Raw genomic sequence first — 22,503 nt, forward strand, 5'->3', positions numbered from 1 at the left:
ACTATTCCGCAGTGGTATTGGATAAACGCTGAATCACTGCATTCAACGGGGGGCGATCAGCGCCAGGACGACTGCCGATCGTTACGGCTTGCTCCACCATGGCCACCGTTACACGGTAGGTATGGTCAGCATTACTGCGCGCATCGTCTGTAAAAGTAAAAGAACCGGACACGCCCAGGCTGCACGTAGACATCTCTTCAAAAATGATCGTGTTTTCGATAGCCGCCGGCGGGCCTGTAAAAGTAGAGGTTGCCAGCAAGGTATCCGTAGGGCCACCTGCAAGCCCCCGGTACAGCCTGACCACTGCCTGGGTATTTCCGGCGCCCGCCGTGTACGTGGCGCGCGTAGAGCCGAGGGTACGGCTCCACGCAAAGCTGCAGATCACAGTGATCAACCCGCCATTCGAGCCAAAAGGCCCGTTGACTAGTTGGGCATTCGGGTTTATCTCCGGGCTGGTAACGGCAGTTCTCAACGTGCCGGCCGTCAACGCCCCGCCGAAGTATCCTGCGCCATCTCGCTTCAAGTAGAAAACGGCATTGACGTCGTTTTTTGCGCCTGCGCCCGCCCACATTGCATAGATGGGATCGGTCGGCCCCATCTCGATGCGAAAGCCGGTACCGGATCCTGTAGTGATGTTGCCCGAAAAGGTGGCCAAACCGCCCTCTACCTTCACCCCTGGCATATAAACATTCCCGTCCGGCGTCGCCTGGAAATATTTACCTGTGTTGTAATTACCAATCAGCAAGCCTGCGGCGCTAAGGTGGAAGCCGCCCAGGCCATCCGTTGGCCAGGTCGGCGTGCTATGAGCGTAGCCTGGGCCGCCGTGAATAGTCACCGCTTGCATATCGCCGGCGGTGACTCTGCCCAAATCGGCTGTGATCGCACTCAGCTGCCCTACTTTCAATGCATTCAGGTATGGCGCCGCCCAGCTCGTGGTGCCGCTGGCCGGATTGAAAATGCCGTCCGACCGGTACAACGATTCGCCAGCGCCAAACGCCTGCGGCGATCCCTCCCACACAGTGCCCGCCCCCCAGGTATTGAGCGGCGGGAAAGACGCGCTCCCCTCCGTGCTGATCGTTGCCGGCGCGCTGGCCAGCGATGACAAGCTCGTCTTGCTGTAGCAGACCCGCGAGGAATTGCCAGTCACTCCGTCAAAAACCTTGCTGACCGTCTGGCTGGCGGTGTAGGTCAGGCCATCCACAACAATGGTGGCCGTGACCGTCACACTGTCGCCCACCATGCCGCCAGACGTCAGCGTGGCCACATTGCCGACGCGCGTCAGCACGCTGGCATTGCTAGCGGAAAATGCTACCTGGCCCTGCATATTTACCAGCCCCGCCGTGAAATCGATACTGGCCGGTGTTGCGATGGTCGTGGCCGCAACCTTAAATGCCTGCGCCGTCGCCGCCAGCAGCAGCACGCGGTCGTTGGCCGGCTGGAAGCGCGGCACGGTATTCATGATGAGATTGTCGCGCTCACCCGCGACGAGCCTCATACCAGCACTCCCACGGTGACGCGGCCTGTCAGCCAGTAGCGCGACAGCAGCACCACCACGCCAGGCAAGCCATCCTGCAGGCCGAAGCGCGCATCACGCAGCAGTACGGGTTGCCCTAGTTCCAGCATCATCAATTCAGGCTCTCCGTCAAGTTCATAAATGGTGCGCGGCACCTTGTTCATGGCCAGGCGCCGCACAGCCTCGGCATGCGCATCGGCGCGCGATTTCAGGCACGTTTCAACCTGCACAGGGTCGTCGGTCAGGCGGTAGCGCGCGCGCACCGCTTCATCGACGACCGTTTCGGTCAGCCATTCCGCCGCATACAGATCGGCATGCACCGGCGGGATGGATGTGGCCAGGCTTGCCTGCACGGTGTAATTGCGGTCGAAAGCGATCTTGACGGCCGCAGCCACCGGCAGGCGCTGCACCGGCCGCAGCGAATGCTCCAGCATCTGATCCGGCCCGATCTCCACCGGCACGCCGAGCGCGGGCAAGGCGATCTGCACCAGGCGCAACTGGCCCGTGCGCGACATCAGCGCCTGCGCGCCCACGCTGGCGGCCAGCTGCTGAATGGCCTGCGCCTGGTTGGTGCGGTCGGCGATGTACAGGCCCACCATTTGCGGGTGGGCAGCGTCAAAGGCGGCCAGGTTCGCCAGATCCAGATCCGCCACCGTGAAGCGGTCGGCCGCCTTGCCGTAGCCGGTGGCGATGCGCTGCACCAGCGGCGCGATGCGCGGCGCGTAGCCGCCCACGTTGTCGCCTTGCACGCTGGTGGTCACCGCATTGGCCAGCGGGTTGATCGGCAACTTGAAACGGCCCGTGACCAAATCGATCTCGGTCGGTACCGGCTTGCCGCTGGTGCGCGCTTCGTCGTTGATGAACCACTCGACCGGCCCCAGGAACCCATATTCCAGGTTGGCGGGGTTGAGCAGCAGCGGCGTGACGTTGTGGCATTCGCCGAACGGGATTGGCAGGATCGCGTCCTTGTTCTGGCTGGTGCCGCCCAGTTTGGCCTCGGTGATCGGCGTATTCAAGCGCTGCAGCTTGTCGCGCAGCACCAGGTTGATCGTCTCGCGGCTGGAGCTGCCCACGTCATCGATGATGCCGTCGAACACCAGGCGGAAATCGGCGCGCGGCCAGCTGGGGTCGCCCGTCCAGGCTTTGATGGCACGGTTGCGCCACACATCGCCCAGCCAGCCGTCGAGCGCCCCATCACCATTGTCCAGCTCGATGTCGCCGCCCGACAAGCCAGCCTCGCCCGTCAGGCTGACCTGTTCCGTAAAGGCCAGGCCGCCGGTGGCCAGCGGCAGATACTCGGTGTTGGCCGGCACCTCAGCCGGACCGGTGACATACGGCCGGGAGGCGATGTACCGCGTCACCTCTTGGCCGGCCACGTTCACCTGGGCCTCGATCAGGACCATGCGGACGGCCGACGGGCTTTGTAGCCATTGTAAAAATTGCTCGTCGGTCATGCGTATTCACCTTTCACGGTATTGGCCCAGGCCGAGCCTTTGGCTGATTTATCAACGCCAGCCACTACCGTCCTGGCGGCACTGGCGTTCGACTCGACAGTGGCACGGATGGAATCGCCGGTCTGCTTGGACTGATCCGCCCGCAACCCCTTGATCTCTTCGCGCATGGCCATGTTGTCCTCGCGCAAACCGCGAATTTCGACCACCAGCGCATCCGTGTTGCCGCCACCCTGGCTCGGCGCGCCGCCGAAGTAGCGCCGCATGGCAGCAGCGGCAGGTGCATCGACCACCACTTCGCCTTCGTGCAACTCGGCGGCGTAGCCATCGAATGGCACATTGGCCAGGCCGCCAGCATGCGAGCCGTCGAACTGCACCCCCAGGCCGGTTGCCGTGCCCATCGCCGCATGCAAGTTGGCGATGGCTTGCGCCACCGTCAGCACGCTGTCGTTGATGGTGATCAGGCCCGACACCTGCGCCTTCAAGGCGTCCAGGCTGGCCTGCTGCACGTCGACCTGCGCCGATGCCCATTTCGCAGCCTCGTCGTTGGCCGCGATGACGCGCGCGTAATCAGCCGCGTACTTGGCATCGGAGGCGTTGACCACCTGCGAGGCCGTCAGAAATGCCTGCTCGGCGGCCGACAGTCCAGACTGCGCCACCGTGTCGCCGGCATTGGCTGCCGCCAAGGTTTTCTCGAACTGGGCCCGCGCCTCGGCATAACGCTGTTCCGGCGTCAGGATGGACTGGCTGCCCAGCGCCGTGCTGGCGTTCAGGCTGTTCAAGGTTGCCACCCACGATTTCGACTTTTCCAGCGCCGTCTTGGCCGCCGCCGATTCCGTGTCGTAGGCCTTGGCCAGGGCATCCTTGGCCGATACCACCGCCCGAGCCGCTTGCACCTGGTCGAACAGCGTCTTGTTGACGTCGGCAATGCCGGCGCGCTGGAGGGCCAGCAGCTCGGTTTCGCTTTTCGTCAATTCGTTCAGCTGCTGCTGCAGGTCGCGGCGCTCGCTGGCGATTTCGCTGGCGGTTTTCGCCACGGCAACAAAATCGCCGGTTGCCGCCGCCAGCTCAGCCGCGTAGTCTGCGGCCTTCTTAAATGGTTCAGCGATGGCGATTAGCTGCGTATACATCGCCTGGCCGGCCGCCGTGCTCAGGTCCTGCGCCAGCACCAAGGCCTTGAACTGGTCGACTGTTGTCACGCCTGAAACGCCCAACTTGCCCATGGCATCGTTCACCGACTTGGTGATCGGCGCCATACGTTCGGCTTCGGTCAGGAAGTTTTCGACAAAATAGCTGGTGCCGCTGGTCAGCGCCTCCAGACCGCCGGCCGCAGTGATCAGGCTTTCGCTCAGCGCCACTGCGCCCAGACCGGTAGCGTTGAAAGATTTACCCAGGACCGCCAGTACGTCGGACACCTGAATGAAATCATTAGTCACGCGCACCAGGGTTTCCAGATAACCCTCGCCGACAGCCTGGTATTGCGCCAGGCCGGCCACGCCGAACTTGGCCATGTCGTCTCCCATCTTGGAAAACGCCGTCTCCAGGGCTTTCTGCTGCTCTTCGCCCGACAAGTCTTTCAACGAGATCTTGCCCAGGTCCACCACGAAAGAATTGAGGTGCGCATTGAACGCAGCACCACCGAGTCCCAGCACGTCGGCTGCGCTGCGGATGGTGTCGCCCATGCTGGTAATGATCATGGTGAACTGGTCGTTCATTTCGTCCGACAGCGCAGCCGTCTGCGTGCTGTTTTTGCTGCTGTAGCTGATACCGAACGCCTTCTTTTTGACATTGATGTCGGCATACGCCTGGGCATTGAAGCCCAGTGCGTCGACGTTGCCCAGCGATGTGGCCGCGCCCGTGATCCCTGAGTCCTTGACCGACACGGACGTTTTGATCAATTTCGACACCACAAAACCGATGGCGGCGCCGATGGCCATGCCGATGGGGCCCGCGACGGCGCCCATCATGGTCAGGCTGCTGCCGATGGTGCCCATGGTCATAGCACCGGCAATACTGCCGCCCAGCACCGCGCCGCCGTACGTCGCAGCACCAGTCAAAACGCCTTGTCCGACCTTACCCAACGTGGGCGTGCTGCCGGTCGCGATGCCCGCCGTAGCGCCAGCCCCAGCGGCAGTGATGCCCGAGCGTGCAAGCAGGCTCCCCAGGTTGCCGATGCCGGCCACCATCTGCTTCAACGACGAGTCCATCGAAATGGTATGCGCCAGGCCCAGCCCGCTGTTTTTCTCCATGATGGCCAGGCTGTGCGCGATCGATTCGGATTTCGCGGACGAGTCGCCCAGCACCGAACCGGTGCCGGTGGCGGCCTGGCGCTGCTGGGACAGGCTGATCGATGAGCCGCCGCCCCCGCCACTGGCTAGGCCGATGGCTGCGAGCATTGCTGCAACAATACCGACCGCAACCAGATTGCCAGGGAATGGCACGGCGATTGCGCCGGCCATGGCAGTTGTCGCCAGGGCGCCCTGCTTCACGCCCTCGGCGGCCACGGTAACCGGTACGGTCGCCACGGTTGCGGTCATCTCGGCAGCTTTCGACGTGACGAACAGCCCGGTGAATGCGGTAAGCAAGCCACTTTTAGCAAGCATGCTCTGGACGGCCATAGCCATTTCATACGCGCGGTACGCTTTCTCTACGCCCTCCATCGCCTTGTAACCGGCCGAGTTCTCTTTGAAAAATCCCTTGGCAGCGCTGGCCATGTCGCCGTAGCTCTTGACCTGTGCTTGGGCGCCCTGCTGCGCGGCCGCCGCTTGGGCTTTTGCGACCTTGTTGGGATCCCCGTGCGCATCCTTGGTGGATGCTGCCAATTGTGCAGCGATTGCCTGCTGCTGCACGGCATAACCAGACAATGCTGTCGTCAGTCCACCGATGGCCGTGCCAACCGCGCCAAACGACGCCGTCATACCCTGCGCTGCCGACTTCGTTGCGGTGTCGACAGCCGTCAGGATATCCAGCAGCTCTTTGGCCTTGGCCACGTCGCTACCCTGCTCTTGCGCCGAAGCCTTGCCCTGCACAATGCTAAGGCGGTTCAATGCTTCAATTTTTCTATTGATGCCGTCGATAACCTTCTCGTTGCCCTCGAAGCTAGCAAGGGCCGCCTTTTGTTCTTGAAGGTCAGCGACAGCCAGGGCGGTTTTTTGCGCCGGCAACAAGTTGTACGCGCGAATTTGCTCCTCAACGGCCGCGACCTGGGCGTTAATCGCCGCAATTTCCTTGTTTGCAGCATCCGATGCCGCGGTGGCGATCGCCGCTTGGCGAAGGCGCTCCTCCTCGTCACGACTGAAACTCGCGTCGAAGAAGGCCTTTTCGGCAGCATCGCGTTTGCCCAGGATCTCGTTCAGCTCCTTCTGATGCTTGGCGGCCTCAGCCTTGGTCGCATTGTGGTGGCCTTGCAGCGCGCTAATTTGGAGGTCGTATGCATCCACTTCCGCCTCATAAGTTTTGAGGGCGTAGCTGCGCTTGTTCTCGTATGCCTGCTGGACAGACAGCTCACCACCCTTCAGGTACATATCATCGAGCCGACCGAGCGCATCGTAGTGCGCCTTTGCAGTCACAGCTTCTTTCGCGTACTGCTTGATCTGGTCGGCGAGTTGGGTGTTTTCGACCTGATCCGCATTCGGTTTCGCTTGCTCCGTATGTGCTTTTGTTCTGGCGGCAATGCCAGCGGCAACAGCCTCAGGCGTGAGCAGTGGCGAGGCCGGATCGACAGCTTTGATTGCAGAAAGGTTCTGGCGGTAAGCATCTAAAGAAACTGCCAGCTCCCCCATTCCTTTCTTTTGCAGGCGGATATCTTCAGCGTGGATCATCGCCGCAGCGTGCACCGCGCGCGAATTTTTTGTCGCCAGTTCGCCTTGAGCCAGCGCTACTGCATCAGCTTTATTCAATTTATCCACGGCATCGGTCAAGCCGAGCAAAATCTGGGTGCGAGTCGCCTGGAGTTCGGGTGTAATGGCATCAGGGGCGCGACCCAAGCGCAGATTGCTATCAGCCAGACCCTTATCGAATTCCGACAGACGGAAGCTGTATTTTTTGACATCGGAAGCTGCAGTGTCCTTTTTGCCGTAATTTCCAATAGCGTCCATCGCGCCACCTACAGCCTCCTTTACGCCATGCCATGCCCGCGCAACGCTGCCAAGGTTGGCAATCATTTGCTCCGCGCCATCCTTGGTCGCTTTTGCGAAGGCCTCCGTAGCAGCAGCAGACGCACCTTTGGCATCCCCATCTTTCTCCAAAGCACGGATGGCTTCATATACGGAAAGCGTCAAGAAGTGATAGGTGTCATCCAACTTGACGGTTGCGCGAGTGATCACCTCCGTGGCGCGGTTGGTGCTGCCAGTCGACTGCACAGCAAGAGACTCAAACTCTTTGATGGTCTTTTTGACGGATTCACCCGTCGCATACTCAAGCGCAATAACAGCATCGGTGATATAGGCGATCTGATCTCCCGTGAACTTACCGGTACCCGCTAGTTCCGTTACAACCTTTTTTGCCTCGCCAATGCTGCCGTGAACGGCAGTCGCGGCATGCGCAAGATCATTCAGTTTGTCGCTGGTCACGCCCGCGTAGTTATTGGTCGAGATCAGCGCATTGTTCATTTCGCGCTGCGTGCTGGCGCCTTTGATCATTGCGTAGGTCACCGTTGCCAACGCGGCCGCGAAGCCCAGCACAGCCAGGCCGGTGCTACTAAACAGCAAGCCTGCGGCACCGGTCTGTTCGCCCAGCACCATCATAGAGCCTCCAAAGCGCTGAAACTGACCTTGACTCAATTCGTGGGCGAGCACCAAAAGTTCACGTTTGGCACTGGCTGACTGAAAGCTCAGGCCCTCCATGTGACCGCCTGCCGACTTCGCACCAGCCCCCGCCTCAGCCAATTTATTAATTAATGGCGCAGCCGCATCTGATACGCCCAACTGGGCGGCACGATACGATTGCAGCTGCTGAGTGCTCATGCCCAGCGTGGCCACCTGGTCTTGCAGGCTTTTGATAAAGCGATCACCTGCCTGGGCGGCGCGGTCCTGCGCACCGGCAGCATCGCGAGCAGCCCGCTCTTCGCGGTGCATCGCATCAATGCTATTGCCCAGGGCTGCCGCCTTGGTTTGAGCTGCGCTGCCCAGGCCCAATTCGGCGGCGCGATAGCGCTCCAGTTCGCCGCGCGCCATGCCGAAAGTTTCGATCTCGCGCTGCAGCTCAAGCAACATTCGGTGGTTGGACTCTTCCAGGGTGCGCGCAGCATCGGCGGCCTGCCGCATGATGCGGGCCGTGTCGGCCATCGCACCGTTGTAGTCGGCCTGCTTCTTCCAGGTGCGTTCCGCTGCGTTGCCGAGACTATCAATTCCAGCAGCGGCCGCCTCGCTGCTACGCCAGACGCCCATCGACGAACCCATGAAGCCGTCGAGCGTGTTGCTGCCGCCGAGGAAGACAGTCCGAATGCGGGTGGCGGTGGCGCTCATCGCATCGATAGAGGACGTGGCTGCATCCACCTTTTGCACCACGCGCGCGCCGGCCTCACCGACCGCGTCGACGGCCGCCGCACCTTCAGCAGTTTTCCCCTTGGCGTCAGTGCTCGCCTTGCCGAGCTTGTCAATGGCCGTTGTCGCGCTGTCAACCTTCTTCTCGACACTCTCACTGGCAGCACCGAGGCGGTCCATAGCCTGGGCGCCCTGCTCCAACTGACGCGTATCGATAGAAAGACCAAGCTCGGCGATATCAGGCATTTTTATTTGTCCTTCTTGTGTTGATGATATATAAACAAAGCATCGAGGCGATCAATCACGACCTCTTCGAACGGATCGAAGCGGATACCGTGGCGCACCTGCCAGGCCAATATCTCGGCACTGGTCAGGGCATTCACAGCCATGCCGCACTGACGCTTCTGGTTCAGTTGGGTGAACCAGGTCCAGATGTACGCCAGCTCGGGCGGCAGCTGTGGCACCGCCGGCGCTTCGGGCACCCGGTAAAGCGGATTTTGCCGGGCGGTGTCCAGGTGATCACCTTTGGCATTGCCGTCGCCTGCCGCTGCAGCCCGATCAAACAAGTGATCGGCGTACAGCAGCAGGGCCTGGGTTAGACCTTCAAAAAATTGGCGTCATTTTCCAGGGCGGCCGTGACGCGCTCTTGCCAGGTCGGGTATTTGTCGAACGCCATGGCGATCAGGCTCTTGTCGAACGGCACGACGACGCCGTTGCTGGTGAAGCCGTACCAGTCGACGACCACAGCCAGCGCCAGGCGCTTCTGGTTGTCATCGATGACGTGCACCAGCTGGTTGGAGCCTTCATCGGTCGACGCATCGATGGCCGTCTTGCGCTTGGCGGACTTCTTGTAGCCTTCGGCGCGCACGGCATGGCTTTCCTTGCGGTATTCGTCGGAATTCTTGCCAACGATCTTGAGGCCGGCCACGGGCTCGCCGTCGGCGTCGAAGATTACGGGCACGTCGAAGGTCACGCGCGCGGCCGGCGCGGACAGGTTGGCGATGTCGAAACCGGCGACGGCGATGGCTTGAACGGCGTTCAGGACTGCAGGTGCTTGGGTGGTGTTCATGGGTAATGCCTTTCGTGGGTTTTAATAAGTGCCCGTGCCGGCCGCCGCGCCCACGAAGGCGACAGCGACCGGTCGGTGCTGGGGTGGCGCTTGCGCCAAAATGAAAACCCGGCACGGGGCCGGGCGGGAGGGTTACACCAGGCTCGTATCCTGGAACGCCACAGTGGTGGCCTCGTGCTGCGCATCGGCGCCCTGGTAGCGCAGGATGTCGAATGCACAGGTCACGATCTTGTTTTTCTCGCCATCATCGACCTTGGCGCTGGTGATCTTGATGCGGCCCATGGCGATGGTCATGACCTCGGCCAGCGGCGCCGTGCTGGCCGCCATGGCGTAGGCCAGGGGCAGCTCAACTTCCTGCTTGAAGTAATCGATGTACGCCGAATCCTGCATCAGCACCGTGAACTGGCCACTGCCCAGCACCTTGCCGCGCGAGGCGGCCGTGGCGAACTTCGAGCCGATCACGGGATCGATCTTGACCTGGCCATCCAGCGACAGCGACATGCCCGTGCAGATTTGCGACGGGATGCCGGCGACCGAGAGCATTGCAGTAGCGCCGGAGAATTTGCCGGTACCAGGCGTGGCGGCCGGCGCCGCGAAGTACGCCGCCGGCGTGGTCGCACCTTCCAGTTTGCCTATCAGGGTGAAGTCCATGCTCGTGATGCCGTTCGGCTGCACAGCGATGTCGACCTTGCTCACCAGCTGGTCGATGAAGCAACGATTCACGGCGATGCCAGGATCCTGCACTTCCGCAGTGAACCAGTCCGTGGTATGCCCGGTCAGCGGCGTGAAGGAGCGCTTGCCGGTTGCCGTCACGGTCACCGGATCGCCCTCCACCTTCACCGTCATGGCGCTACCGTCCATGAATTGGCCCGCCAGCTTCAGCGCGGTGGCCGAGGTGACGAAGAAGTTCTTGGCATTATTGGCCGCGCCGGTGGTCAGGAAGCCGCCGATGCGCACGACCGTGCCCGCGCGGTGGCCGTCAGCCAGGAACGAGCCGGCGCTGCGGGTCAGGCCAGTTGCGCCCGATGCGATGGTATTTTGTGCCGCGGTGGTACCGCCGGTCGTAAAGTCACGGCGCAGCAGAGCAGCCAGCAGGACGGCGTAGGTGCCGCAGCTGGCCTCGCCCTTGATGGCGCCCGACGTGCGGAAGTTGCCCAGGCGCGTATCGCTCTGCTGCTGGCTGGGGTCGATTTCGGCCGAGCTGTACTTGTCGGCGTCCGTGTCGAAGGTCGCGGTCACGCGCGGATACAGGCGGCCGGCGGCGGCAAGCGCCTTCGTGCCTTCCGCTGTTTGCTTGCCGATAACGAGCAGGCTGTCGATGCCGTTTGCAGTGGTCATGGTGGGGATTGCCTTTCTTTGGTCGAAAAAAAAGACCGCCGAGGCGATCTATGTGGGTGAATGCGGGTTACAGGTTGCAGAAATACCGGATCTTAACTGGCACCATCCAGCGATCACCATCCTCGCGGCCGTCCGCGATTTCAGGCGTGCGCTCGATCTGCACGGTCACATCGCCCTTCGTGAAGCTTGCGCCGCGGCGGAACAGCTCCCTGATCATTTCAGCGCGGGCGCCGGCGGCTGCAGTGCCCTGCCCTGCCGGAAACAACAGGCTGACCTGAAAGATACCGCGCTCCTGGCGCGAGCCGTCGCCCAGGGAATGATTGTCTGGCTCCGCAGGAAGCAAATATGCCGCTTGATACGGGCGGCCGGTGACTGGCATGTACGGCACGTTCTGCCATGCGGTATCGATGGCTGGCAAGAGGCTGACCAGTGCTGCCTCCAGCGCTGCGCGTATTGTTGGTTGGCTCATAATTTATAGGTCGAATAGCCTTGGGCGAACTCGCTTGCAGTGCTTCCGTCGCGCACGCCGTTCACCGCGTTGTCCACAATGGTTCGAAATTCCACGACAGTCAGCATCACAACGCCGACGGGTGCCTGGCGCGACCAGCCCTCCTCAATACGCTTCGCGTATGGCAAGTTGTTGACGAGGTAGATCACGTCACCCGCCTTTGCCGCGCTGATAGTGCTGCCGTGGGCGGCGATTGTGGCGCTACCGTCTTTGTCGATCAGGTCGCGTACGCCAGCAGCTGGCGAGCCGATGGAAAGCTGCCAGTTGGCACGGAAGCGGCCGCCGGTGTAACCAGGTGGCGGCTTGTGCTTCCAGAACTTGGCGTCACCGACCGGCGAGCGCTGTACCAGCTTGTTGTCGATCTTCATGGTGATGGCACGCACCACCAAGTCCTGGTTGGCCTTGGTCTTGGCAATGAATTCAGCGATCTGCATGGAAAACGACAGACTGGCCATCAAATCCCCCTCAGTTGCAGCGTGTGCAGCACGGCCACGTCGACCGGCGCTGTGGTTTCGACGGCCTTCACCGTGTAGCTGGCGCCGCCAAAGAGCACCAGGTCGGCGGCAGTAGGCTGCGGGATCGGCAAACCGTTGCGCTGCAGCGGCGACAGCAGTAGCTGTTGGTCGCCCGCCTGGATCAGCGTCCCGTCGATGTTCTCGGCCTCGTAGTTGATCTTGACGCCCGTGCCTTCGTAGTCGGCGGTGGTGCTGGGTGCCGTGCCCAAGTCAGGGTCGTATTCGCCGGTCACGACGTGGCGCAGCACCACGATGCCGCCTTTGCGGCGCAGCGAGGCGTCAGCGCGCGCAGCCGTCTTTGCATAGTCGCTCATCAGTCAGCCTTCAGATAGTCATGCGGCGGGGTCTTGCTGAAACGGACCGCCTTGATGGAAGACATGCCGTCGATCAGCGCGCGCAGCACGCGATGCCAGCCGTCCATGATGAAGCCCTCTTGGCTCAGAATCACCGGGTGGCGAGTGTCAACATCCAGCGCGCGCCGCATGTGGTGCGCCATGCCGAACGGTGAGCCTTCTGGCGTCCAGACTTCGGTGCCGAGATAGATAGCCGCCAGTGGCAGGTCAAACGGCTCCAGATCCTTGGAGCGAGCGATGAGGTTTGTGACCGTCCACACCTTGCCGTTATGGCTGTACGTATTCTCGTGCGCAGCGCAGCCCTCGATTTGCACCACGGGGAACGTGCTCATGCTCGCACCACCCTGACCGAATTGCCGCCACCGGCCGAACCGAAATAAGGTGCCAAGAGCGCATCCACGGCAACGAAGCGCTCGCGCGCATCCGTAGTGTTCTGGAAGTACTCCGTTTCCAGCGGCCCGGTCTTGTCTTTCTTGATCGCGTTCGAGCCAGTGTCGAGGTCCGGCAGCAGATCCTCGCCGCTGCCGGCGCGCACGGCCAGGTCGATGCAGGCATTGACGACATCCGCTGGTACGATGGTACTGGGCACGGTGAAGCCATCGACCAGCACATTGTAGCGTGGCCAGTCCAGCGCCTGCTGCTGATAAACACGGCGCCCAGCCCAGCGCGTGCGGTAGGTGGCCATAAACAAAGTGGCCTTGCGTAGCGCGATTTCCTTGCCCTCCTCCCCGAGCGCTGCCCAAGCGGTAGCGCCCAGGCTGGCGCAGCGCGCATCCGCCTCGATGATGCTGGCATAGGAGTCGGCGCCAGGCAGGCCGGCGCCAGTTTCGACGGTTATGCTCATAATGCCATCCACATCGGGCAAACATCATCCGCCTGCTTCTGGTAGCCGGGCGTAATCGGATGGATCTCGTCAATCGTGTACTTCGGCGCGATCGACTGCTGCGGTTGACCTGCCTGGGGCCCGGTTGGCACTGTCACCGTCGGCCCAACGATCGATTCAGCCAGCGGCAAACATGGGATACCTGACGTCAGATAGAAATCATTGTTGGCAAGACGCAAGGAATCGGAGTAGCCATATTGCTTCCACGTCGTCCCCGTGGCTGGGCACGTCGCGGTGACATTAAAGATGCGCTGACGGTCCAGCAGTTTTCGGATACCAGCATAATCCCGGCGGATAAGGTTCAGGCTGGTTTGCGTTATCGGCGAGCCCAGTGAATTCACCGTCGCGGAGGCAACCAAAGCATTCACGCCTGCAAAAAGATCAATTACCGACCGAACTCGCTGCAAAATCTTTGTCATGTCCGAACCAGGAACTGCCAAGTTCACCACACACATCGGATTTTTGGGCGTCGAAACAAGGGCACGGATTTCGTCAAGTAAACAGCAATACTGCGGCGTCGCGCCGCTGCCCGCAGCGAGCGAATCGCCTGGAAGAAGCCAAGTCTCGACCTCGCCGCTCCGCATCGAAAAGTGGATCATGGCTGCTGGAAACTGCGTATGGCTGCGAGTAGCACCATTCGATGCAAGATAAAACGCCGGATTGTTCTGCGCGTCTCCACCAGTCGACGTCATCACACGACGAGGGTGTCCATACGGTGCGATGCGCGCTGCCTGTGACCCCTCGTTTTGCCAGCTCAGCGACGTGGTGCCATTCATTTCGATGAACGTACGCTTCGAGCCTGGCGGCCAAGTGATGCTGATATAGCCCACGGGCTTATCCAGATCGTTGCCGTCGACGCGCGGAACCGTTGGGCAAAAAGTCATGTCAAACGTGCCATATCCGCATGCCGAGCCGCCAATGTTCGACCCGGCTGGCCCGGTGGAAACCTCGCTTGCCGCTGACAGCGTGCCTGTCGCATTACCGTTTTGAGTGCACTTTGTCAGCGCTCCGCCAGCCGGCAAACCGGATGCCGCCAGTCCCAGTGTGCCATTTGCGGCGCCAAGTGTAGAGCCGAAGCCCACGCTAACCTTGACGCCGGTAACTTCTGCTGCATCGGCATTCAGCAACGTGACAGCCATCGCATCGCAGTCCGTCGGCAACGTGAACTGCATCAGCTCGTTATATGGAGTCGCCCCGACAACAACGGGCGGCGCCAAGTATCCACCAATAAGCTCAGTGCCGATACTCGACCGCTGCCGCTGGCTTGGCGGGCGCGCCGCGGCGACATTGGCCGTCACTTCCCCGGCTGCGCATGTCACCAGGAACTGCTGCTGGCCGGCGTACGGGCCAATGGCAGCCAGAATGCCCAACTTTACGGGCCAGGACTGCAGTGAATTCGTGCCGCCCAGGGCCTGGTTGAGACGGTACACCACGCCGGCCGTGCCTGCCGAGCCGCTGACATTCAGGACTTGGCCCTCGGGCAGCGTGATGGTTTGCGGCGTGCCGCCGGCGGTGATGGTTGGCATATTGGCTTTCGGGAGTGCGGTTTATATGGCGCCCCGGCGTGCGGGGCGGTGCTGGCCAGGGATTACGGCTTGGCGGCTTTAGCTGGCTTTTCGGCCGCGGCAGTGGCCGTTGCCGATGCAGCTTGCGTCTGCGTGGCGGCAGCAGCGGCATCCTTGGCGAGCTGGAGGTTTACCGCTTCGTCGCGCAGGCGCTGCGCTTCGACATCGTTGACCCGGGACTGCTCGGCGACGCGGTCCGCAGCAGCTTCATTCTCGCGCGCTTGCTCGGCAATGCGCTCTTGGTGCTTTGCCAATTCGCGCTCACGCTCCAGCAGCTGATCGCGGGTGGCCAGCAGTTCGGCCATGGTTGGCGCGCGTTCGGCTGGTGCGCCGAGGTCGTTGTCGTCGCCGTACAACTCGTGCACGTCGGGGTTAAAGTCGGATTTATTGATCACGACGAATGGGCCTTGACTGGCCGGGTCGGTGGAAACAATTTTAAATGTCATGATGATATCCAGGTGAGGCCCGGCAGCACCGCAGTGCTGGCCGGGCCGAGTTGGTGGTTAGCCCAGCAGGATGCCGAAGTGCTCGTCCTTGGCGGTGCCGCAGCCCCATACCAGTGCGATCTCGTACTGCACCTGACGGTACTGCATGTACATGCTCACCTCGAACGACAGGCCCGACACCGGATCGGTGATGATGGTGCGGTCAACAGCCGAGTCGCCTTGCGCTGGCAACGCTGGCACGCGGGTGGCCAGCACGATCGCCGAACGGGCGAAGAACAGGTTGCGGAAGCCAACGTTGGCAACGGTGATCGCCGTTGCGGCAGCAGGGATTGCCTGCATCAGGCCGGGAGCAGCCAGGGTGATGGTGCCGCCGTTCGAGGCGTCCGCATCACCGGAGGCAACCACATACTTGTTTTCCGGATCGCCGGCAATGCTGACCACATCGCCAGCAACGAACGTGCCGGTACCAGCTGCCGCCAGCGTGATGACGGTGGCGCCGAAGGCATAGCCAGCCGCATTGGTGGTTGCGCCGGCCGCAGTGCCCTTGGCTGGGCGCTTGATCTGGGACGACTGGCGCAGCGCCAGATTCTGCAAGCGGTCGGTGATACCGTTACGCAGCATGTCTTCCCGGCCCGCTTCATTGACTTTGAACAGGCCCGACTGCTTGCTGCGCATGTTTTGCATGGCGGCGCTTCCCAGGACCAGCTGGAAGTCGAGGCCTTGGGCGCCATTGTCTTCCAGGATGCGCAGCGCACCGGCAGTGTCATTCAGTTCGTTGGCGATGCCAAACGGGGCGGTGCCCGGGGTACCGTAAGCGCGCGACGCCTTGACGTGCAGCGCCGTCAGGTCGCTTTCGACTTCATTGGCCAGCGTGCGCATCGCTTGCGCGAACTGGTCGCGCAGGATGATGTTGTAGCTGTTACCGCTGTTGTCGAGGGCCAGCTTTTCTTCGCCGTTCCAGCGGATCGGCACGCGGCGCGCCTTCGTCAAGGTGACGCCCTTGTTACCGATGTTCTGGTTGCCGTCATCCGGTGGCGTAACGGCCGGCACGATATCCGTTGCCGTCGCAGGCGGCGCAACTGGCGAAGTCACGGTCTGGCCGACCGCAGCACGCGCGAAAGTCATGTCGCTCGATACGGCGGAAATCATGCCGATCTGTTCACGGGACACCACGTCCATCGCGTTATACAGCGTATTGATCAGGCCTGTCAGGTTGTTGGGGCCGAGCACCAGGCCGGTTTTGGCGGCATAGTTCCAGATGCAACCATACGCCAGCTCGCGCGCCACGCGTACGCAGAAGACTGCCTTGTTGATGGCTGGCGCAGCGAAACGCTGCACAGTCTGGGCGCTGGCGGTTGCGGTCGAGGCGGCAGTGGAGAATGCCATGGCGGCGAGCGCCACGGCAAAAGCGAACATTTTTTTCATGTTGATTGCCTTAAAGGTAAGTGGTTTGGGATATCCAGCAGCAGGCCATCCGGCCCAAAGCACCGACTTAGCCCATCCAGGCGCCGGCAAATGTATTGCGGTGATGCGTTAGTGCAGATACGAAAAAGCCTGCACACGGCAGGCCATTCGGAGAAACGGGGAAATCGGGATCAGTCGACCAGCACGGCGCCGCCACTCAGCAGGCCGGCGCGTGCCGATGGATCGGCCGCTTCGTACTGGGCGCGCGTGACCTGCTTGGCGCTTCCGCTGCCGCCCGAGCCACCGCCTTGCGCGCCGCCGCCAGATGCGCCGGAGCCCTTCAGGATCTGATCTTTGAACGGGCAGGCGGCAACCAGCTGCGCCAGACCTTCATCGAAGTCGGCCACTTCACCCGGGCGAGTCGGCGAGAAAATCTTGTTGCCGGCGGCGTCGTACGGCACCATCTTGCCGTCCTCGACCTTGAAATGGCTGCCGAAATAGGCTTTTGCCATCTCGGTCGGGATCGCCAGGCGGCTCGGGTGCTTATCGTCGGTCAGCAGCTTCGAACTGGCGAAGCCGCCGCCGATCATGTGGGTGTTCAATTCGTTGGTGCGCTTATCCAGCTGCGCGGTCAGTTCCTGCAACTGCGTGGCGCTCGCCTTCGCTTGGGCGGCGACTTGCTCTTGCGCGGTCTTGGCGGCCGCGTCTTGGATTTCCTTGACCTGGGCCGCCGTCTTCAGTTCGCCGGAACTCAGGCTTTTCACCGTATTCAGCGCGGCCAGGGCGGCCACACCGTCTTCGATGCCTTCAAAGGTCTTCAGCTTGGCTTCTGCAACCTCCTTCGCCTCGCGGTGGGTCTTGGCCTCGCCGTTCAAGCGGGTGATTGTGCCCAGCGTGGTATCCGCGTCGAATGGTGCTTCGGTACCGTTGGGATGGATAAAGATCGGCAGCTTCTTCTCGCCGTCGATTGCAATGGTTCCGTCTGCGTTGAATTTGAATGGCATGGTTGTTTCTTTCTGGGCATCCGCCCTATCAATGACCTTCCGGCCGTGCGCCGCGTCGCGTCCGCTCGCGGCAATAAAAAACCACCTCAAGGGCGGTCTGTGAAATCGTTTGTGCTACATGCGCTCCAGGCGCTCGGCTCGCGATACATCGTCGGGATGGCTCGACAGCTTGCGCAGCGCGCTGGCCAAGTGGGCGCCGTGTCCGCGCGCCACAGCATAGTCATCGGCCTCGATTTCCTGTCGGCGCCGGCGCTGCGGCCCGGGCGTCAAAAGCAGGCATCGCAACAGCAGATTGGTCCAGATATGCAGGTGATGGCCGTGGCCATGCTCGTGTGCGACGACAGCGGCAATCTCAGCCGGCGCCAGCAGCGTCGGCAACGAGGTCGGCAGCCGCGCCCGGAATCCGTCGAAGTGCACCTGGTGCACCGGCAGAACAGTCGCCGCGAGAGCGATCATCAGCAGGTTTAGGATGACCCACGCGCCCCATACGCCAGCCGCAACTTTCAGTGCAATTTCCATTCGCCCTCACTTTTTTTTATTTGTACTTCGCCTGCAGTTCTTCCAGCGTCAGCTTGCGTCCCTTGAGGTTCATTAAGTCATTCAGCGTGATCTTGCCCGCCTCGTACATCTCGGCACGGCCCGGGCCCAGGTACTCAGCCCGCCAGGCCTTGTCCTTGCTGGCCAGGAAGTCCTTGAAGTTCATCTTGCTGCTGACCGCCCCGCCGTCGCTGGGCCGGGTGCTCTCGCCCGGCTCGTCCAGTTCAATGCCCAGGTCCGCGAACGACTTGGTGCGCGTGCTGAGCACGCAGCGGCAGCTGAAATGAATAGCGCCAGGCCCGCCTGCCCACTCGTGGGTATGGTTGATCGGCTCCTGGTCGTGCAGCGAATACTCGTGCAAGTCGCGCATTGCGCACAGCAGGCAGGTATGCGAATCGAGCGTGCTGAGCCAGACAAGGCACTCGATCAGGTCCGCGTTCTGCTGGAATGAAGCCAGCCGCGCAGCATTGGCCACAGCCTGCACCGAGCTGTGCACCAGCGCACGAGCATTTGCGGCTGACGTTTTCAAGATACCCTGCTCACCTGGTGCAACAGGATCCGGTGCGGCCCCGGGAGGCTTGGCGGCCGGATCAGCTGGCGGTACACCCGGCTTCGTTGCCGGCCCGGCGGGCGGCGCCTTCGCATCGGGCATTGGAGGCGTAGCAGGCAATGCCGGCTTGTTGGCCAGCGAATCAGCCGCCTTCGAGCTCTTGCCCAGCACGCGCGACACGATCTGTGACGTCGTTTCGCCCTGCGCTGCGCCGAGCCGCACCTGGCTGGCGAATCGAAATTGCGTGTCGAGGGCCTGGCGCTTCCACCAGTCCGCCGACGATGCGCCCTTGAGCAGCGTGTCGCCGATCAGCTTTTCGAGGTAGTTCGCCGGCGGCAGCTTGGCGCCCAGCTCGATCTTGAGCCCCTGCGTCAGCACCTTGGCCGTGTAATCGGCCTCGATGCGCACCATGCCGGCCAGGTCGCGGGCCATTTCGGCCTGCATGCCGGTGTAGTGCGACGAGATCAAGGCGTTCGACTCGCGCAACAGCGCGCCCAGGCGCTGCTTGCCATAGGTCGATACCTCGCCCTCGTTCAGTTTGGCCGTCAATTCCTTCGACATCGCCGCCATCAGCACGAGGATCTTGTCTTGCGTGCCGGCCGAGAAACGCAGCAGGTTCAGGGAGTGCACGAGGAACATCTCAGCAAGCCACTCTTCGAGCGCGCCCACCTATGCCACCATCAGGTCGGGTACAGCAGACTGGATGCGCTCCTGCTCATCCTCCCATTTCAGGTCTGGCGACAGGATGCCGCGGCGTTGCAGCTCGCTGAAGTAGGTTTCGCCCGAGATTTTCCCGCCGGCGGCGCTCTTGAACAGCAACTCAGCACTGGCCTCGGCCAGCGACGCAGCACCAAAGTCCTTGAAAATCGTAACGTGACCTCCTTCCGGCTCATTCACCCAGTCAGCCATCAGCTGCAGCGCCTGATCTGCGGCGTCTTCGACGTTGCCCGCGATCTTCTGCAGCGCGCATGCGCCCTGCTCGTTGTCGGCCAGCGTCTGCGATTCGGTCACGTTGCCGGGCTTAATCACCAGCAGTTCGGCGCCCGCCTGGCGCATGCGGTCTTCCAGATCGAGGATGGACAGGCGGCCCGCCTCGATGGCCTTGCCGCCATGTTCCACGAATTTCAGGTCACCTTCGGGCGCTTCGGACTTGACTGCGCTGCCGGCGCCGACGGTAATGCCGCCCTCGCCCAGCATCTTGGCAAACAGGATCGGCACGCGCGCGACGTGCAGGATGTTCTGCTGGTCGCTTTTGCTCTGCCAATGCTCGACGTTGCTGTGCGCCAGCTCGAGCAGCGGCGGCGTGGCTTGCATGTAGCCCAGGCGCTTGCCGTAGACGGGCACGAACGCGATGCGCTTCAGTGTGGTGGCGCCCTCCTCGTGCAGCACCCAGTCCTTTTTGCCTGCCGTTTCGCGTTGGCGCCAGGTCTGCCAGGTGCCGCGCCCCAGGACGCGCACCTGCTCGATTTCCTTGGTATCGAAGTCGCCATCCGGTTCGGACACGCTTTCCAGCAACCGCAGCTGGGTCAAGCCTTCCAGGCTGGTGGCATTCTTCGGCAGCCAGCCCAGGATGTTTTGCACATGCACCTGGACGAAGTACGGGCGCACGCCAGCGGCCTGCTCGTCTGCCTTCGTGACCAGATTGCCAGCCTTGGGGAAGTCGACCAGGATGCCCGAGAAGCCGAATCCCATCGCCTCCTGGGTAATCTCCGAGAGAAAGCTGTGCAGATCACGGCCGGCCAGGTCGACATTTTGCAACCAAGGCTTCAAGCGTTCCGGCACGTCCTCGCCCAGCGTCACGGGCTTGCTGAACGGCTTGGCCGACAGCACGTCAATGGTGCGGGCGTAAGCCGGGAACAGCGTGGCCACCGCCAAGCGGAGCTTATAGGTTTCGTCATCCTCGCCTGGCCACTGCGGCAAATACGTCTTGCCGGCGACCCGCATGGCCTTGGTGCCGCCCAGCAGCGCGGCAACCAGGGAGCAATCCTCGTTCAGCTTCGCGGCTTCGGCTGATTGTTTGCGTACGGCGTCGGTCATGGAAATCCTTGTTGTTACATGCGCAGCGGCGCGGTGGTCGTCGTGCTCTTCACGATCGGGTAGCGCTTCACGAGGAAGTAGCCATTCGCGTCATTCGGGTGATCGTGGCCAGACTTCTTGTCCGGCTGGCCGTCGGCGCCCCACACCTGCTGCTCCAGTGCCTCGGTGGTGGTCGGGCACTGGTCGGTGTTGATCTTCCAGCGGCGCTCGCCCTGCGCGTTCAGGATCATGCCGTTGTAGGCGTTGACCCGGTCCTTGACCGCTGGGTTTGAGTGGTTTACTTCGAGCAGGAAGCCCGCCTGGCGCAAAATGGACAGGTCGGACTCGCTGGCGTTCTTGCTGCTGGTGTTCTGGCCGGAGGCATCCGGGAAAATCTTTACCTGGTGGCCTTTGTCCTTAAAGTCTTCCTTCAGGATCCTGGCCATGGCCGGCGTATCGCGCACCTGCACACGCTCGGCCAGCGTGCGCGGCAGGCCGTCGCGCACCACGTTCACGCAGGCGGTCATGTTCTGGACGTTGAAGTCCAGGCCCACCATCAGCGGCTCGCCCGGCAGGATGATCTCGTTCGTGTGGTTCAGCGCGCGGTCAAAGTCGGCGTACACGCTGCCGCTGGTCAAGTTGGTGAACTTGCCGCGCAGGTAGGCATCGATCAGCGCCGGCGGGTAACTGGCCATCAGCGACGGGATATAGTCGTCGGGAAGGTTCAGTTCATTGTCAAAGGTGCTGGCCTGGATCAAGCCGTACAGGCTGGCCAGCTCAGGTTTGTCGCGGATTGCCTTCACGAACTGCTGATAAACAAACTTGAAACCCTCGGGCGTCGTCGTCACGTCGATGCCGTTCATAAGACCGGGCACGTTGTAGCGCATCCGGGCGATGATCTTGCGCCAGGCCATCTGCGCCTTCTTCAGCGGCATCACGTCCAGTTCATCGATCAGCGCATGGCCGATCTTGAAGCCGACGATGGTTTCCGGCTTTTCCATCGAGCGGCAGATGACCGTGCCGCGATAGCGCCGGCCCTCGTAGACCTCGACTTCGTGGTCGCCCTGCTTCACCTTGATGCGCAAGCCCATCGCAAAGGCCACCTCTTCCATCGTGGGATAGAAGATGTCGCGGATCTGCGGATAGGTCGGCGCAAAGTAGCCCTGGTTGATGCCTGGCCACACCCAAAAGTGGGCGCAGATGCCGGCGCAGCCCACAAACGTCTTGCCCGAGCCGAACCCGGCCACGTAGGCCTTGAACTTGTGCGGCAGCTGCAGGAAGCTCGATTGCGGGACGTTCAGGTCAAACTGGATTGTCGTCATGGCGCTTGGCGTCTTTCACGCCGAAGGTGATGGCGACAGGTGTTGGCGCGTCGTCGTCCGGCTTCACGTCCTTACTGGCTTTCAGCAGGTTCATGCCGATCTCGGCGGCGCCGTTGGCCATCCTCGTCAGCACGGCAATATCGCCCAAGGCCAAGCGGCTCTGGTCGTCCAGCGGTTCGGCGTCATCGATCTCGCCTGCCTTGTTGTGCGCGATGCCGGACAGCCGGTGCGCGGTGGCAGCACCATATCGTGCGGCGCCAGCCAGGTGCATCGAGATTTCTTTCAGCTCGTCGGCCAAAGTGCGCGCACTTATCTGCGCACCAATCGGCAGCGCACTAAATGCCGACTCCGCCGCAACCAATTGATTTGCAACGTCTTTTATTTGTTTCGTCTGCGCACCAAAGCGTTTTCTGATCGCGGCTTCGGATACGCCGAATTCTCGGCCAAGCGCTCGGGCCGCCTCCCCCTTGAGGAGTCGCTGGCCTATCGCTGCCCACTGCTTTTCGGTCAGTGCTGATTTGCGCCCCATGTGTATTCCATTTCTTT

General features: G+C 62.0%; 20 protein-coding genes. All 20 read right to left on the minus strand.

Annotated features, from left to right (window positions below):
- Window position 1 precedes the first annotated feature (1 nt).
- Complete coding sequence (locus JaAD80_RS08040) at window positions 2-1,495, minus strand: hypothetical protein (RefSeq protein WP_102293699.1); 1,494 nt, start codon at window positions 1,493-1,495, stop codon at window positions 2-4.
- Entirely contained in the window at window positions 1,492-2,967 is a 1,476-nt protein-coding gene (locus tag JaAD80_RS08045; RefSeq protein ID WP_102293700.1) for a hypothetical protein, read from the minus strand. Before JaAD80_RS08045 ends, JaAD80_RS08040 begins: the two co-directional genes overlap by 4 nt.
- Entirely contained in the window at window positions 2,964-8,693 is a 5,730-nt protein-coding gene (locus tag JaAD80_RS08050) for a phage tail length tape measure family protein (protein ID WP_102293701.1), read from the minus strand. Before JaAD80_RS08050 ends, JaAD80_RS08045 begins: the two co-directional genes overlap by 4 nt.
- A 2-nt stretch (window positions 8,694-8,695) precedes the next feature.
- Window positions 8,696-9,013 (minus strand): hypothetical protein, encoded by a 318-nt coding sequence (locus JaAD80_RS08055; protein ID WP_146012307.1) that lies wholly within the window; start codon window positions 9,011-9,013, stop codon window positions 8,696-8,698.
- Between the two features lie 29 nt (window positions 9,014-9,042).
- A complete protein-coding gene (locus tag JaAD80_RS08060; RefSeq protein WP_102293703.1) occupies window positions 9,043-9,516 on the minus strand; it encodes a hypothetical protein in 474 nt (157 codons plus the stop codon).
- Between the two features lie 132 nt (window positions 9,517-9,648).
- Window positions 9,649-10,854: a phage tail tube protein gene (locus JaAD80_RS08065; RefSeq protein ID WP_102293704.1), complete on the minus strand. Its 1,206-nt coding sequence runs from the start codon at window positions 10,852-10,854 to the stop codon at window positions 9,649-9,651.
- 67 nt (window positions 10,855-10,921) lie between these two features.
- Window positions 10,922-11,323 (minus strand): phage tail terminator-like protein, encoded by a 402-nt coding sequence (locus tag JaAD80_RS08070; protein WP_102293705.1) that lies wholly within the window; start codon window positions 11,321-11,323, stop codon window positions 10,922-10,924.
- Window positions 11,320-11,817, minus strand: a complete 498-nt coding sequence (locus JaAD80_RS08075; RefSeq protein ID WP_102293706.1) for a hypothetical protein — start codon at window positions 11,815-11,817, stop codon at window positions 11,320-11,322. Before JaAD80_RS08075 ends, JaAD80_RS08070 begins: the two co-directional genes overlap by 4 nt.
- On the minus strand, window positions 11,817-12,191 hold the full coding sequence (locus tag JaAD80_RS08080; protein WP_102293707.1) for a hypothetical protein: 375 nt from the start codon (window positions 12,189-12,191) through the stop codon (window positions 11,817-11,819). The genes JaAD80_RS08075 and JaAD80_RS08080 overlap by 1 nt, the downstream gene beginning before the upstream one ends.
- On the minus strand, window positions 12,191-12,562 hold the full coding sequence (locus JaAD80_RS08085) for a hypothetical protein (RefSeq protein ID WP_102293708.1): 372 nt from the start codon (window positions 12,560-12,562) through the stop codon (window positions 12,191-12,193). Before JaAD80_RS08085 ends, JaAD80_RS08080 begins: the two co-directional genes overlap by 1 nt.
- Entirely contained in the window at window positions 12,559-13,074 is a 516-nt protein-coding gene (locus JaAD80_RS08090) for a DnaT-like ssDNA-binding protein (protein WP_102293709.1), read from the minus strand. The genes JaAD80_RS08085 and JaAD80_RS08090 overlap by 4 nt, the downstream gene beginning before the upstream one ends.
- Window positions 13,071-14,639 carry an SGNH/GDSL hydrolase family protein gene (locus tag JaAD80_RS08095; RefSeq protein WP_102293710.1) on the minus strand — a complete coding sequence of 523 codons (1,569 nt, stop codon included), beginning with the start codon at window positions 14,637-14,639 and terminating at the stop codon, window positions 13,071-13,073. The genes JaAD80_RS08090 and JaAD80_RS08095 overlap by 4 nt, the downstream gene beginning before the upstream one ends.
- A gap of 62 nt (window positions 14,640-14,701) precedes the next feature.
- Entirely contained in the window at window positions 14,702-15,124 is a 423-nt protein-coding gene (locus JaAD80_RS08100; RefSeq protein ID WP_102293711.1) for a hypothetical protein, read from the minus strand.
- A gap of 57 nt (window positions 15,125-15,181) precedes the next feature.
- A complete protein-coding gene (locus JaAD80_RS08105; protein WP_102293712.1) occupies window positions 15,182-16,549 on the minus strand; it encodes a P22 phage major capsid protein family protein in 1,368 nt (455 codons plus the stop codon).
- Between the two features lie 170 nt (window positions 16,550-16,719).
- Complete coding sequence (locus tag JaAD80_RS08110) at window positions 16,720-17,532, minus strand: DUF6651 domain-containing protein (RefSeq protein WP_102293713.1); 813 nt, start codon at window positions 17,530-17,532, stop codon at window positions 16,720-16,722.
- A 114-nt stretch (window positions 17,533-17,646) separates the two neighbouring features.
- Complete coding sequence (locus JaAD80_RS08115) at window positions 17,647-18,051, minus strand: hypothetical protein (protein WP_102293714.1); 405 nt, start codon at window positions 18,049-18,051, stop codon at window positions 17,647-17,649.
- 16 nt (window positions 18,052-18,067) lie between these two features.
- On the minus strand, window positions 18,068-19,288 hold the full coding sequence (locus JaAD80_RS08120; protein ID WP_146012308.1) for a hypothetical protein: 1,221 nt from the start codon (window positions 19,286-19,288) through the stop codon (window positions 18,068-18,070).
- Window positions 19,289-20,656: a DUF4055 domain-containing protein gene (locus tag JaAD80_RS08125; RefSeq protein ID WP_102293716.1), complete on the minus strand. Its 1,368-nt coding sequence runs from the start codon at window positions 20,654-20,656 to the stop codon at window positions 19,289-19,291.
- A gap of 14 nt (window positions 20,657-20,670) precedes the next feature.
- The gene (locus JaAD80_RS08130; protein ID WP_102293717.1) at window positions 20,671-21,957 is read right to left on the minus strand and encodes a terminase large subunit domain-containing protein; all 1,287 of its coding nucleotides are present in this window, start codon (window positions 21,955-21,957) and stop codon (window positions 20,671-20,673) included.
- On the minus strand, window positions 21,938-22,486 hold the full coding sequence (locus JaAD80_RS30205) for a Hin recombinase (RefSeq protein WP_146012309.1): 549 nt from the start codon (window positions 22,484-22,486) through the stop codon (window positions 21,938-21,940). The genes JaAD80_RS08130 and JaAD80_RS30205 overlap by 20 nt, the downstream gene beginning before the upstream one ends.
- Window positions 22,487-22,503 lie beyond the last annotated feature (17 nt).

The sequence above is a fragment of the Janthinobacterium sp. AD80 genome, from assembly GCF_002878455.1.
Lineage (GTDB): Bacteria > Pseudomonadota > Gammaproteobacteria > Burkholderiales > Burkholderiaceae_D > Janthinobacterium.

Excerpts from the sequence above, each read along its gene's own strand:
- JaAD80_RS08040 (WP_102293699.1), bottom strand. The coding sequence starts at position 1,495 with ATGAGGCTCGTCGCGGGTGAGCGCGACAATCTCATCATGAATACCGTG.
- JaAD80_RS08045 (WP_102293700.1), bottom strand. The coding sequence starts at position 2,967 with ATGACCGACGAGCAATTTTTACAATGGCTACAAAGCCCGTCGGCCGTC.
- JaAD80_RS08050 (WP_102293701.1), bottom strand. The coding sequence starts at position 8,693 with ATGCCTGATATCGCCGAGCTTGGTCTTTCTATCGATACGCGTCAGTTG.
- JaAD80_RS08060 (WP_102293703.1), bottom strand. The coding sequence starts at position 9,516 with ATGAACACCACCCAAGCACCTGCAGTCCTGAACGCCGTTCAAGCCATC.
- JaAD80_RS08065 (WP_102293704.1), bottom strand. The coding sequence starts at position 10,854 with ATGACCACTGCAAACGGCATCGACAGCCTGCTCGTTATCGGCAAGCAA.
- JaAD80_RS08070 (WP_102293705.1), bottom strand. The coding sequence starts at position 11,323 with ATGAGCCAACCAACAATACGCGCAGCGCTGGAGGCAGCACTGGTCAGC.
- JaAD80_RS08075 (WP_102293706.1), bottom strand. The coding sequence starts at position 11,817 with ATGGCCAGTCTGTCGTTTTCCATGCAGATCGCTGAATTCATTGCCAAG.
- JaAD80_RS08080 (WP_102293707.1), bottom strand. The coding sequence starts at position 12,191 with ATGAGCGACTATGCAAAGACGGCTGCGCGCGCTGACGCCTCGCTGCGC.
- JaAD80_RS08085 (WP_102293708.1), bottom strand. The coding sequence starts at position 12,562 with ATGAGCACGTTCCCCGTGGTGCAAATCGAGGGCTGCGCTGCGCACGAG.
- JaAD80_RS08090 (WP_102293709.1), bottom strand. The coding sequence starts at position 13,074 with ATGAGCATAACCGTCGAAACTGGCGCCGGCCTGCCTGGCGCCGACTCC.
- JaAD80_RS08095 (WP_102293710.1), bottom strand. The coding sequence starts at position 14,639 with ATGCCAACCATCACCGCCGGCGGCACGCCGCAAACCATCACGCTGCCC.
- JaAD80_RS08100 (WP_102293711.1), bottom strand. The coding sequence starts at position 15,124 with ATGACATTTAAAATTGTTTCCACCGACCCGGCCAGTCAAGGCCCATTC.
- JaAD80_RS08105 (WP_102293712.1), bottom strand. The coding sequence starts at position 16,549 with ATGAAAAAAATGTTCGCTTTTGCCGTGGCGCTCGCCGCCATGGCATTC.
- JaAD80_RS08110 (WP_102293713.1), bottom strand. The coding sequence starts at position 17,532 with ATGCCATTCAAATTCAACGCAGACGGAACCATTGCAATCGACGGCGAG.
- JaAD80_RS08115 (WP_102293714.1), bottom strand. The coding sequence starts at position 18,051 with ATGGAAATTGCACTGAAAGTTGCGGCTGGCGTATGGGGCGCGTGGGTC.
- JaAD80_RS08125 (WP_102293716.1), bottom strand. The coding sequence starts at position 20,656 with ATGACCGACGCCGTACGCAAACAATCAGCCGAAGCCGCGAAGCTGAAC.
- JaAD80_RS08130 (WP_102293717.1), bottom strand. The coding sequence starts at position 21,957 with ATGACGACAATCCAGTTTGACCTGAACGTCCCGCAATCGAGCTTCCTG.
- JaAD80_RS30205 (WP_146012309.1), bottom strand. The coding sequence starts at position 22,486 with ATGGGGCGCAAATCAGCACTGACCGAAAAGCAGTGGGCAGCGATAGGC.